12 protein-coding genes are annotated in these 12,236 nt (G+C 67.5%); 5 read left to right on the forward strand and 7 right to left on the reverse strand.

All coding sequences use genetic code 11. The annotated features are described in order from the left end of the window. The first annotated feature begins 59 nt into the window (after positions 1–59). On the forward strand, positions 60–689 hold the full coding sequence (gene phaR / locus BLR19_RS11800; protein ID WP_091751229.1) for a polyhydroxyalkanoate synthesis repressor PhaR: 630 nt from the start codon (positions 60–62) through the stop codon (positions 687–689). Then, on the forward strand, positions 686–1,039 hold the full coding sequence (locus BLR19_RS11805; protein ID WP_055754579.1) for a hypothetical protein: 354 nt from the start codon (positions 686–688) through the stop codon (positions 1,037–1,039). Before phaR ends, BLR19_RS11805 begins: the two co-directional genes overlap by 4 nt. Positions 1,040–1,239: 200 nt before the next feature. Here the strand turns inward: BLR19_RS11805 and BLR19_RS11810 are convergent, their stop codons facing one another. The 3 genes from BLR19_RS11810 to BLR19_RS11820 all read right to left on the reverse strand — a co-directional run bounded on the left by BLR19_RS11810 (position 1,240) and on the right by BLR19_RS11820 (position 4,363). Then, a complete protein-coding gene (locus tag BLR19_RS11810; protein WP_091751232.1) occupies positions 1,240–1,665 on the reverse strand; it encodes a hypothetical protein in 426 nt (141 codons plus the stop codon). Positions 1,666–1,748: 83 nt separating this feature from the next. Further along, positions 1,749–2,663, reverse strand: a complete 915-nt coding sequence (locus tag BLR19_RS11815) for a hydroxymethylglutaryl-CoA lyase (protein WP_091751234.1) — start codon at positions 2,661–2,663, stop codon at positions 1,749–1,751. Continuing rightward, positions 2,663–4,363, reverse strand: coding sequence for an ArnT family glycosyltransferase (locus BLR19_RS11820; protein ID WP_091751237.1), 1,701 nt, complete (start codon positions 4,361–4,363; stop codon positions 2,663–2,665). The genes BLR19_RS11815 and BLR19_RS11820 overlap by 1 nt, the downstream gene beginning before the upstream one ends. A 76-nt stretch (positions 4,364–4,439) precedes the next feature. On the opposite strand from BLR19_RS11820, the gene BLR19_RS11825 reads away from it, so the two are divergent. After that, positions 4,440–5,168, forward strand: a complete 729-nt coding sequence (locus BLR19_RS11825) for a glycosyltransferase family 2 protein (protein ID WP_091751240.1) — start codon at positions 4,440–4,442, stop codon at positions 5,166–5,168. A gap of 219 nt (positions 5,169–5,387) precedes the next feature. Here the strand turns inward: BLR19_RS11825 and groL are convergent, their stop codons facing one another. Together groL and groES are read right to left on the reverse strand one after the other, a co-directional pair. Then, on the reverse strand, positions 5,388–7,034 hold the full coding sequence (groL, locus tag BLR19_RS11830; protein WP_055754584.1) for a chaperonin GroEL: 1,647 nt from the start codon (positions 7,032–7,034) through the stop codon (positions 5,388–5,390). 53 nt (positions 7,035–7,087) lie between these two features. Further along, positions 7,088–7,375 (reverse strand): co-chaperone GroES, encoded by a 288-nt coding sequence (groES, locus tag BLR19_RS11835; RefSeq protein WP_055808823.1) that lies wholly within the window; start codon positions 7,373–7,375, stop codon positions 7,088–7,090. 298 nt (positions 7,376–7,673) lie between these two features. Between groES and BLR19_RS11840 the strand changes: the two genes are divergently transcribed. Then, positions 7,674–8,096 carry a hypothetical protein gene (locus BLR19_RS11840; RefSeq protein ID WP_055809009.1) on the forward strand — a complete coding sequence of 141 codons (423 nt, stop codon included), beginning with the start codon at positions 7,674–7,676 and terminating at the stop codon, positions 8,094–8,096. Between the two features lie 60 nt (positions 8,097–8,156). Here the strand turns inward: BLR19_RS11840 and pgi are convergent, their stop codons facing one another. Beyond that, on the reverse strand, positions 8,157–9,764 hold the full coding sequence (gene pgi / locus BLR19_RS11845) for a glucose-6-phosphate isomerase (protein WP_091751367.1): 1,608 nt from the start codon (positions 9,762–9,764) through the stop codon (positions 8,157–8,159). A gap of 99 nt (positions 9,765–9,863) precedes the next feature. Here pgi and BLR19_RS11850 point away from each other — a divergent pair, with 99 nt between their 5' ends. Next, positions 9,864–10,340 (forward strand): hypothetical protein, encoded by a 477-nt coding sequence (locus BLR19_RS11850; RefSeq protein ID WP_091751243.1) that lies wholly within the window; start codon positions 9,864–9,866, stop codon positions 10,338–10,340. A 6-nt stretch (positions 10,341–10,346) separates the two neighbouring features. Here the strand turns inward: BLR19_RS11850 and recQ are convergent, their stop codons facing one another. Then, entirely contained in the window at positions 10,347–12,224 is a 1,878-nt protein-coding gene (recQ, locus tag BLR19_RS11855) for a DNA helicase RecQ (protein WP_091751246.1), read from the reverse strand. Positions 12,225–12,236: the final 12 nt, after the last annotated feature.

Genomic DNA, 12,236 nt, shown 5'->3' on the forward strand with positions numbered 1-12,236 from the left:
TCTGGCGCATCGCGTCGCAACGGAGGATAGTGACGCGTTGCAACATCGCGAGAACAAGCGTGGCTGACGAAAAGACCAAGGGTGGAAAGACCGGCGACAGCGCTCAGGTCGTCATCAAGAAGTATGCGAACCGCAGGCTCTACAACACGCGGACCAGCGCCTATGTGACGCTGGAAGACCTTGCGACCATGGTGCGCGAGGGGACCGAGTTTGTCGTCTATGACGCCAAGACCAACGACGACCTGACCCGCCAGATCCTGACCCAGATCATCTTCGAGGAAGAGAGCCGGGGCGAGGCCTTGCTGCCGGTTCAGTTCCTGCGCCAGCTGATCGGCTTCTACGGCGGTCAGATGCAGGGCGTCCTGCCCTCCTATCTGGAGATGTCGTTGGCCAACTTCGGTCGCCAGCAGGAGCAGTTCGCCAGTCAGATGGGCCGCGCCTTCGGAACCGGCGCAGGCGCGACCCTGATGGAGGACGCCGCGCGCGCCAATATGGCGATGTTCGAGCGCGCCATGCAGATGTTCCCGGCCTTCACCTATCCCCGCGCAGAGCCGACCCCGGCCGCGTCGGACGAAAAGGCTGAAACAGCGCCGCCGCCCGAGGCGCCGGACGCCCTGGACGAAATGCGTCGACAGATGGACGAGATGCGCCGTCAGATCGAGAAACTGGCGAGCGGCAAGAGCAAATGACCGACCGGATTCAGGCCGTCGGCGGACCGGACCGGGTGGATCGCCGTGAAGGCGAACGCCGCGAGCGCGAGCGGCGCGCCCGATCCGCCTCGCGCGCCCTGGTCCCCGTCGATGCGCCTGAGATCGTCAAGCCCCAACCGACCCCGGCAAGAGCTGCCGTCCTGCCGACGCCCGAGCCCGGCGCCGCCGCCTTCGTCGCCCAGCAGATGGGCCAGAGCGGGCAGAAACGCGGCCTGCGCGGCGGCCCGCCAGTGCTGGATGCAGCCCGCTCCGCCTACCTTGGAGCCGAATATTCCGGCGCGGCCGAGCGTCGTCCGAAGACAGGCAAGACCGCCAAGACCGACATCTGAGCTGACGCCGCTCGGGCGGCACGGGGTTTGCTGGGGAGCAAGGCAGAACGCTCTCAGCCGGATCCGCCCATGCCCGCCGTCTTCACCCTCGCCGCCAAAGCTTTCGACGTCGCCATCGTCGCCCTGATCTTCACGGCATTCTCTTAGGGCCTACCGCGCTTCGCGCTGCTTGAGCCCGTTGTTGGGGAGAGCCGTTCGGCTTACGCCCCGCCGAAATCGAAGTCCTTGCGCGACGCGATGATGGTCACGATGAACCCGGCCAGCACGTCCAGCAGGATCATGATCACGAACAGAAAGAAGGTCGAGGTCGCGAACCCCGGCAGCAGCAGAAACTCCACCAGCACGCCGATGAACAGGATCATCGACAGGGCGTGATTGATGATGGCGATGCGCTGGCTGGATGTGGACTTCACCAGCTCGAAGAACAGCAGGATCAGGCCGAGAAACAGGATCAGATCGCCGGATCCGATCGTCCATTGCGCGCCCGAGGTCATCGTGACGGAAAACAGCGGATCGCGCAGCAGCACGTCCGCCTGCACCATCCCCGCCTCGCTCGGCGCGCCGAACAGCACCACGATATTGTAGAGCACCACCGGGATCAGCAGCAGCGGAATGGCGAGCAGCATGGACGGTCCTTTTCGCAGCCGGTCCAACGGCTACGCCTGTTCACCCTGATTTAGCGCCGTTTTCGAAACGCCGCCACAAAGGTTCAAGCCTTGGGAAATCCACCTGCCCGGCTGAGCGCCGACGGCGCCGGCCGCCCGATGGCCTCGCCGATCCAGCGCGCCGTCGCGATCAGGGCGTCCAGGTCATAGCCGGTTTCGAACCCGCCGCGCGCCAGCATATAGGCCAGGTCTTCGGTGGCGATGTTTCCCGTGGCGCCCGGCGCGAACGGGCAGCCGCCGATCCCCCCGACCGAGGCGTCCAGCACGTCAATCCCGGCCTCGACGCCCGCATAGGCGTTGGCCAGGCCTGTGTTGCGGGTGTCGTGGAAGTGCAGGCGCAGGCTCGCGTCCGGTGCGGCCGCCCTGGCCGCCTCGACCTTTTTCGTCACCGCCCAAGGATCGCCCGCGCCGATGGTGTCGGCCAGACCGATTTCGCCCACGCCCATATCGGCGATCGCGCCGACCATGTCCGCGACCTGGTCGACGGAGACCTCGCCGTCGAACGGACAGCCCCAGACGCAGGAGATCATGGCCGAAAGCGACGGCGCGCCCTCGCTGGCCTCGGCGTTGTGGCGGCGGGCGACGATCTCGCCCAGCATGGCCAGTTGATCCTTCACCGCCAGGCCCTGGTTCTTCAGGCCGAAGCCGTCGGTGGCGGCGACCGAGACATTGACCTCGTCCACCCCGGTCGCCAGCGCCCGGTCATAGCCCTTGCCGTTCAACACGAGGCCAATGCGGCTGCGCCCCGCCTCGTGCGGCAGGGCGGCCATGACCTCCTCGGCGCCCGCCATCTGCGGCACATATTTAGGATGGACGAAGGAGACGGCCTCGATCCGTCTCGCCCCCGCCTGCTCGAGCCGCCGCACCAGATCGGCGCGGACGGCGGGCTCAAGCACCGCCTTTTCATTCTGCAGCCCGTCACGCGGCCCGACTTCGACGATCTGGATGAAGCGGCCCATCACTCGGCTCCCGCTGCGGCGTTCCCGTTCCCGTTCCCGTTCCCGTTTCGGGGCGGCGGCGCATAGACGGTCAGGCTGGCCGGATCGCCCGCCGAATAGTTGTAGCCGTTGACCGTCCCGACCGCGCGACCGGACACGCCCAGACGCGCCGCAGCCGCGCGGAAGGCGTCGGCGTCGCGTCCTTCGACGATGGCGGGCCGCCCTTCGGCTAAGGCCTCGGCCGCGCCTTCGGCGTCGGTCAGGTCGGTGTCTCGCCCGGTCAGGAAGACGAAGCTGGGTTCATGGAAGCCGGTGATCGCCACCGGCCCCGGCGTGCGGCCCTGACGCGGATGCAGGTCCGCCGCCTCCAGCGCCTTTTCCAGCTGGGGCGCGATGGCCAAGGGCCGTAGTTGGCGGATCGTGCCCGACAGGGCCGCGTGCGCCACGATCCCGAAGGCCAACGAAGCGACCAGCGCTGCGACCGGCGCGCGGTTCAGCAGCAGGAAGCCCCCCATCGCCCCCGCCGCCAGCGCCATGACCACCGTCAGCGCCGCCCAGGTCTGGGCCGTCGAGGTGCCATAGACGGTCAGTCCATAGACGGTGATGCCGATGATCAGCAGAGCCGCGAACGCGCCCAGGACCGCCCCGGTGATGCGCGAGACCTTGCCGATGGGTTGGGCCAAGGCGGCGGCCGCCAGCAGGGCCAGCGCTCCGAAGGTCGGCAGGGTGTAGTGCCACAGCTTGGTCGGCGCCAGTTCGAACATCAGCCAGCCCGGGACCAGCCAGCAGACCAGGAACCGGATCGCCGGCTCGGCGCGTCGGCTCCACCCCGTCGAGACGGCGGCGGGCAACAGCAGGGTCGAGGGGAAGAACAGCAGGGGCGCCAGCAGCACGTACATGCCGGGGAAGCCCGAATGGCTTTCATGCGCGCCAGCGATCTTGGGCGCCAGGTCGCCGCCGATGGCCTCGCGCCAGAAGCCGCCGTCGGTGGCGATGGTGATGGCGATCGCCCACGGTCCGACCATCAGGGCGACCAGCGGCAGGCCCCAACCCCAGCCGAGGCGATACAGCCATTTGATGTTCCGATCCCAGATCGACAGGGCGATGATCGCCAGGGCCACGACCAGAAACCCGATCGGTCCCTTGATCAGGATCGACAGACCGATCCCGATCCAGAACAGCAGCTTATGCGGCCGGATCGGGCGTTCGCCCGCCTTCGTCGCCATATAGATGCGCGCCAACGCCGCCATGGCCAGGGTCGTCGCGCCGCACAGCATGGCGTCGGTCTTGGCGATCCCCGCCTCGGTGGACAAAAGGAAGGTCGCCCCCATGATGGCCCCGCCGAAGAAGCCGACCCGCCCGCCCAGCATGGCCGACCCCGCCCAGGCCACGGCCCAGGCCGCCAGCATGGCGCCCAGCAGGGATGGGATGCGATAGGGCGCGATCTCGCGATCCTCGACGTCCGAGGTCAGCCCGACGGCGACGGCCTGCATCCAGTAGATGCCGACGGGCTTCTTCCAGCGCGGCTCGTCCTGATAGCGGATGTCGACATAGTCGCCGCTTTCCAGCATCTGGGACGTCGCCTGGGCGAACCGGCTTTCGTCGCGATCCAGCGGCGGCAGCAGCAGCAGTCCCGGCAGGCCGGCGATCAACGTCAGCAGAGCCGCGAGAACCGGCCCGCGCCAGCCGGCGATGCGGCCATCCAGATCGAAAGTCTTCATTCCAGACTCCTTACACGGCGACCACGCCTGCGTCAGCCGTCTCCCCTAAGCTTCAGTTATCCTCTATGGAGCGCCGATGAGCGCTGAAAATCCCGAAATCTCCGTCGTCGTTCCCGTCCATGACGAGGCGGGCGCCGCCGTGCCCCTGGCGCGCGAGATCGCCGCCGCCTTCGCCGGCCGTTCGTACGAGATGATCTTCGTGGACGATGCGTCCAGGGACGCGACCTTGGCCGAGCTGAAGGCCGCCATGGCCGAACTGCCGGCGCTCCGCGTGCTGGCTCACGGGACCAATGCGGGCCAGAGCCGCGCGGTCCGCACCGGCGTCCTGGCCGCGCGCGCCCCGGTCGTGGTGACGATGGACGGCGACGGCCAGAACCCGCCGGCCGATGCGCCCCGCCTGGTCGATGCGCTTCTGTCCGCCCCCAGCGACGTGGGCCTGGTCGGCGGCCGTCGCGCCAAACGTCAGGACACCGAGGCCAAACGCCAGGCCTCGATCTGGGCCAACCGCATCCGCCGCAAACTGCTGGGCGACGACGCCGACGACACCGGCTGCGGGCTGAAGGCTTTCCGCCGCGACGTCTTCCTGCGCCTGCCCTACTTCGATCACATCCACCGCTATCTGCCGGCCTTGATGATCCGCGAAGGGTTCAAGAACCAGTACCTCGACGTGGACCACCGCCACCGCGAGGTCGGTCGGTCGAAATACACCAATTGGGGCCGCCTGCGCGCGTCGGTCTCGGACCTCTTGGGCGTCATGTGGCTGAAGACGCGGTCCCGCAAGCCGGGCGCGATTTCGGAGTTCTAGAACGCAGTCTCCTCCCCACCTCCTGGGGAGGTGGCGCGACGCCTCTTGGCGTCGTGACGGAGGGCTGGCGCCGCATCTCCGACATCGGTGGGACTTCAAGAGCCCCTCCACTCCGCTACGCGCGGTCCCCCTCCCCGCTTCGCAGAGAGGATAGGCAAACAAAAAGGGCGGGACCTTGCGGCCCCGCCCTTCTGCATTTCAGCGTCGGTCAGCTTGGACTTAGAAGTCCATGCCGCCCATGCCGCCCATGCCGCCCATGTCGGGGGCCGAGGCGCCGCCCGACTTCTTGGGCGCGTCGGCGACGGCGGCTTCCGTCGTGATCAGGATGCCGGCCACCGAAGCGGCGTCTTGCAGGGCCGTGCGGACGACCTTGGCCGGGTCGATGACGCCCATCTGCACCAGGTCGCCGTACTCTTCGGTCTGGGCGTTGAAGCCGAACGAAGCGTCGCCGTTCTCCAGCACCTTGCCGACCACGATCGAGCCTTCGACGCCGGAGTTTTCGGCGATCTGACGGATCGGAGCCTGCAGGGCGCGACGGATGATCGCGATGCCGGCGTTCTGGTCGGCGTTGTCGCCCTTGACGTCGGCCAGGATCTTGGAGGCCTTCAGCAGGGCGATGCCGCCGCCCGGAACGATGCCTTCGTCAGCCGCGGCGCGCGTGGCGTTCAGGGCGTCGTCGACGCGGTCCTTCTTTTCCTTCACTTCGACTTCGGTCGAACCGCCGACGCGGAGAACCGCGACGCCGCCGGCCAGCTTGGCCAGACGTTCCTGCAGCTTTTCCTTATCGTAGTCGGAGGTGGTGTCTTCGATCTGGCGCTTGATCTGGGCCACGCGGGCTTCGATCTCGTCCTTGCCGCCGACGCCTTCGACGATGGTGGTGTCGTCCTTGGTGATCGTGACCTTCTTGGCCTTGCCGAGCATGTCGATGGTGACGCTCTCAAGCTTGATGCCGAGGTCTTCCGAGATGACCTGGCCGCCCGTCAGGATGGCGATGTCTTCCAGCATGGCCTTGCGGCGATCGCCGAAGCCCGGAGCCTTGACGGCGGCGACGCGCAGGCCGCCACGCAGCTTGTTGACGACCAGTGTCGCCAGGGCTTCGCCTTCGATGTCCTCGGCGATGATCAGCAGCGGACGGCCCGACTGCACCACGGCTTCCAGGATCGGCAGCATGGCTTGCAGCGAGGTCAGCTTCTTCTCGAACAGCAGGATGAGCGGCTCTTCGAGTTGGGCCTCCATCTTGTCGGCGTTGGTGATGAAGTAAGGCGACAGGTAACCGCGGTCGAACTGCATGCCTTCGACGACGTCGACGGTGGTGTCGGCGGTCTTGGCTTCCTCGACGGTGATGACGCCTTCGTTGCCGACCTTGGCCATCGCCTGGGCGATCAGCTCACCGATTTCCGAGTCGCCGTTGGCCGAGATGGTGCCGACCTGGGCGATTTCCGAGTTGTTGGAGACCGGCTTGGAGTTCGACTTGATCTCTTCCAGCACCAGGCCGACAGCCTTGTCGATGCCGCGCTTCAGATCCATCGGGTTCATGCCGGCGGCGACGGCCTTCAGGCCCTCTTGCACGATGGCTTGAGCCAGAACGGTTGCGGTGGTGGTGCCGTCGCCCGCCTTGTCGTTCGTTTTCGAAGCGACTTCGCGGATCATCTGGGCGCCCATGTTCTCGAAGGCGTCTTCCAGCTCGATCTCTTTGGCGACCGACACGCCGTCCTTGGTCGAGCGCGGAGCGCCGAAGGACTTCTGGATCACGACGTTGCGGCCCTTGGGACCCAGCGTCACCTTGACGGCGTTGGCAAGCACGTTGACGCCGCGCAGCATCTTGTCGCGCGCGTCGGTGTTGAAGTGTACGATTTTAGCGGCCATGCGGGCAGCTCCTATCTATGTGGATTGATTGAAGAACGTCGGACGTCGGGTGCTTAGGACAGCACGCCCAGGACGTCGGATTCCTTCATGATGATCAGGTCTTCGCCGTCGATCTTCACTTCCGTGCCCGACCACTTGCCGAACAGGATGCGGTCGCCGGCCTTCAGCTCCAGAGCATTGACCTTGCCGGTGTCGTCGCGGGCGCCAGGGCCGACGGAGACGACTTCGCCTTCCTGCGGCTTTTCCTTGGCGGTGTCGGGGATGATGATGCCACCCTTGGTCTTGGATTCTTCTTCAACGCGCTTGACCAGCACGCGGTCGCCGAGCGGACGGAACGCCATCGGACTTCTCCCTGTAAAACCCCCGGATCGGGGCGTTTTTGAAACGGTGTGCGGCGCTCTCGCGATCGCCGTTTTGGCAGCCGACCAGAGAGAGTGCTAACGCGAGCGGGAGTTAGGCAGAGGCAGGGTCATCGTCAAGCGGCGGCGATGGATCGCCGCGCGAATTCTCTGTGACAAATGAACCGAAAATGAATGCCGACCTCCGGGGTCGTTCAAACTGGGAGCGATAGAACGGCCTTAACGCTGGATGCCTTCCCGCCCCGGAAACGCAGATCGGCAAGCAAACAAGGAGACCAAAATGTCCAAGCTGCTGAAGATCACTGCGGTCGCCGCCGCCCCCGTCGTGGCCCTGAGCCTGATGGCCGCTCCGGCTTCCGCGCAATCGCGCGACCGCGACAACACCGGCCGCAACGCCCTGATCGGCGCCGCCGTCGGCGGTCTGGCCGGCGCCATCTATGGCAACGGCGACGGCAGCTACATCGCGGGCGGTGCGCTTGCCGGCGCGGCGCTGGGCGCAGTGGCCTCCAACCGCGGCTCGGGCTGCGAATACTACCGCGGCGGTCAATGCTACCGTAACCAAGGCCATTGGGAGCGCGAGCACGGCATCGACCGCAGCCGCTCGGGCTACGACTACCGCTACGACGGCCGCCGTTACGACTCGCGCTATGACCGCCGCGACTATCGCAACAATCGCGACTACCGCTACGACCGCCGCTGGTAAGCGTTTGACGCTCTAGGTTGATCGGCAGGGCCCGTCCGGCAAGGACGGGCCCTTTTCGCGTCAACCCATCAGACGCGTCATCAGGGCCGCCGTGGACGGATCCAGGTCCGCCGAGGGGCCGCCCGCGTTCACGTCCTTCAGGATCGCCTTGGCCAGGACCTTACCCAGTTCGACGCCCCATTGGTCGAAACTGTTGATGTCCCAGATCACGCCCTCGACGAAGGTCTTGTGCTCATAGAGGGCCAGCAGCGCGCCCAGGGTCTCGGGCGTCAGCCGCTCCATGACGATGGCCGTCGACGGACGGTTGCCGGTAAAGGTGCGGTGGGACGCCAGACGCGTCGCCTCCTCCTCCGACAATCCTTGCGCCAACCCCTCGGCCTTGGCGGCCTCGGTCGTCTTGCCCAGCATCAGGGCCTGGCCCTGAGCCAGCGCATTCGACCAAAGCGGCGACTCCGGCACGTCCTCGTGAGTCTTGGCCACGATGACGAACTCGGCCGGGACGGTCTGCGGCCCCTGATGGATCTGCTGGAAGAAGGCGTGCTGGCCGTTAGTGCCCGGCTCGCCGAAGACGACGGGGCAGGTCTGGCGCGTCACCGGTGTGCCGTCACGGTGCACCCGCTTGCCGTTCGACTCCATCTCCAGCTGCTGCAGGAAAGACGGCAGGCGACGCAGGGCGTGGGCGTAGGGCGCCACCGTCCGCGCCGGCCGGTTCAGGCCATCGACGTTGAACACCTGGGCCAAAGCCAGCAGGATCGGGGCGTTTCGCTCCAGCGGGGCCGACACGAAGTGCGCGTCCATCTCCGCCGCGCCCGCCAGCATCCGTTCGAACACATCCCAGCCCAGGGCGATGCCGCACGACAGGCTAACCGCCGACCACAGCGAATAGCGCCCGCCGACCCAGTCCCGGAAGGCGAAGGTGCGGCCGCAGCCGAAGGCCGCCGCCTTGTCCGGCGCCGCCGTCACCCCGATGAAGTGTTTCGTCATCCCCTCGGCCGGCAGCGACGCCGCCAGCCAGGCCTTCGCCGCCTCGGCATTGGCCAGGGTTTCCTGGGTCGTGAACGTCTTGGACACCACCACCACCAGGGTGGTTTCGGGATCAAGGCCGGTCAGCGCCTCGGCCATGTCGCGCGGATCGATATTGGCGACGAAGCGCAGATCGATGGCGGGGTCCAGCGGACGCAGGGCGTCCCAGACCACGCGCGGCCCCAGGTCCGACCCGCCGATGCCGACATGGACGATCGCCTCGAACTTGCGCCCCGTCGCGCCCGCCTCGGCGCCCGACCGCACGGCATCGGCATAGGCCTTCATGTCCGCCCGCACGGCGTCCACCTCGGCCGAGACCGGCTCGCCCAGGGCCTTGAAGTCGGCGCCGGGCGCAGCGCGCAGAGCGGGGTGCAGGACCGCCCGTCCCTCGGTCAGATTGACGGCCTCGCCGGCGAACAGGGCTGCACGGCGCCCTTCGACGTCGCTGGCGCGCGCCAGGTCCAGACAGGCGTCGAAGGCGGCGCGGGTCCAGCTCTGTTTCGACAGGTCCAGATAGAGCCCCGCCGCCTCGACCGACATCCGCGCCAGCCGGTCGGGATCGGCGGCGAACTGATCCACGATCCGCGCAGAGGCGGCCTCGGCGGCGGCTTGGTCGAAGGCTGTCCAGGCGGCGTCGCGGGTCATCGTCGTCTCCATCGGGAATGACAGGGTAAACACTCGTTTACGGCTGGGGCGTATTCAGGTTCAACGTCCCAGCGGACGCTGAAACAGGAAGTCACCTCCATGTCCTGCGGCCTTGCTCTCACGATCGCCCTGGCGATGTCCAATCCCTCGGTGGCCCTGGCCGCCGAGCAGCCGGCCGCCGCGCCCGGCGCGCCGATCTCGGTGGCGGGCGAGCCGCTGTTCGCCGACATCATCTCGCGCTCGACCAGCCTGAAGGCCGTGGTCGACGGCTGGGCCGCTGCCAAGGCCGCCGACGACGCCGCCTTCTTCACCAGCCAGGCCTTCACCGGCTTCAAGGCCCAGGCCGAGCAGTTGGCCGCTCTGGACATGCAGGGCCACCTGATTCTGAAGGAACGCGGCACCGACGGCGACCTGAAATGCATCCTGCGCGGCATTTCAGAGGACATGCCCAAGAAGGTTCAGGCCGTTCAGGCCGCCGCCAATCCGGCCGAACGCGCCACAGCCCTGTCGGAACTGTCCTATCTGCTGAACGACAACGTCGAAGTCATCACCGCCCCGCCTAAGCCGGAAGTCTGACGCCTTCTAGAGGGCGGCCAGCGCCTCCAGTACGCCCTTGCCGTAGCGATCCAGCTTGGACTGACCGACGCCGGAAATGGCGCCCAGACTGTTCAGGTCGCCCGGCTCGGCGTGGGCGATCTCCAGCAGCGTCCGGTCCTGGAAGATGACATAGGGCGGGACGTGCTGTTCCGAGGCGCGGTCGCGGCGCCAGGCCCGCAAGGCCTCGAACCGGGCGCGAACGTCCGCGTCCATCGCCTCCAGCGCCGCATTGCGCCCTTCGCCCGATCGGTCACGACGGCGCGGGGCAGTGTCGGCCCTCAGAGGCGCACGACGCACCTCGATCTGGCGCTCGCCGCGATAGACGGCGCGCACCGCTTCGGGATCGCCCAGCCCGACCAGCGGCTTGCCGTCGTTGGGATCCTCGGCCAGCAGACCTTCGAACAGCAAATGATCGACGATCTCGCGCCAGCTGTTCAGCGAAATCTCGCGCCCGATGCCCCAGGTGGACAGTTGCTGCTCCCACGGCTGCACGTCCTTGGTGCGGGCGGTCAGGTGATCGACGACGCGATTGCGCCCGAACCGGCCGCCCAAGCGCTGCACCGCCGCCAACGCCTTCTGGGCCGGGACGGTCGCGTCATAGAGCTGGGGCGGGTCGCCGCAGATGTCGCAGACGCCGCAAGGCTGGGCGTCATGCTCGCCGAAATATTGCCGCACGGCCTGGGCGCGGCAGACGGCGCCGTCCAGCATGGCGAACAGCTGACGGGTCTTCCTGACCTGGACCTGTTTGACCTCCTCGGCCATCGGGCGGCTGTCCAGCCGACGCAAGGACCAGGCGATGTCGGACGGGCCATACAGAGTGATGCCCTCGGCCGGTTCGCCGTCGCGACCGCCGCGCCCGATCTCCTGCCAATAGGCCTCCAGCGAACCGGGCGGATCGGCGTGGATGACGAAGCGGACATCGGCCTTATCGACGCCCATGCCGAAGGCGATGGTCGCGACCATGACGGCGCCCTCCTCGGCCAGGAAGCGTTCCAGCCGGCGGTCGCGCTCCTGCGTATCCATGCCGGCGTGATAGGCGATGGCGTTGGTCCCGGCGTCGCGCAGGGCCTGGGCCACGCGGTCGCAACCGTCGCGGCTGCCGCAATAGACCACACCCGACTTGCCCCGCCGTTCGCGCACCAGTTCGATGACCCGCGCGTCGGTCTTGGCGCGAGATGCGCTCTCCTTACGCTCGGCCGAAAGTTGCAGGTTCGGACGCGCGAAGCTGTCGACGAAGACCGTCGCCTCTTCCAGCCGCAGCGAGCGCAGAATGTCGTCGCGCGTGCGGGCGTCGGCGGTCGCCGTCACCGCGATGCGGGGCACATCGGGGAACCGCTCGGCCAGCAGACCCAGGTTGCGATAGTCGGGGCGGAAGTCGTGGCCCCATTGCGAGACGCAGTGCGCCTCGTCGATGGCGATCAGGCTCAGCGACAGTTCGGCCAGACGATCCATCATGGCGCCCGCTGCCAGGCCTTCCGGCGAGACATAGAGCAGGTCCAGCTCCCCCGACCGCGCCGCCGCCCAGATGGCCGAGCGCTCGTCCAGCGACACCCCGGAATCAAGCCGCGCCGCCGCGACGCCCTGCTGCTTCAACGCCTCCACCTGATCGGTCATCAGGGCGATCAGCGGCGACACCACCAACCCCAGTCCGGGACGCAGGATGGCCGGGATCTGATAGCAGACGCTCTTGCCGCCGCCGGTCGGCAGGACCGCCAGCACATCGCCGCCCGACAGGATCTGCTCGACCACCTGCCCCTGCAGCCCCCGGAAGTCGGAGTGCCCCCAGACGCGCGCCAACAACGCCCGCGCGTCGTTCAGGTCAGGCGTATCGGTCGAGGAAAACTGGGGGCGCGTGGCCGGCATCCTTAAGCTGTG

Origin of the sequence: Brevundimonas sp. 374, assembly GCF_900102995.1 — a bacterium.
GTDB classification, from domain to species: Bacteria; Pseudomonadota; Alphaproteobacteria; order Caulobacterales; family Caulobacteraceae; genus Brevundimonas; species Brevundimonas vesicularis_C.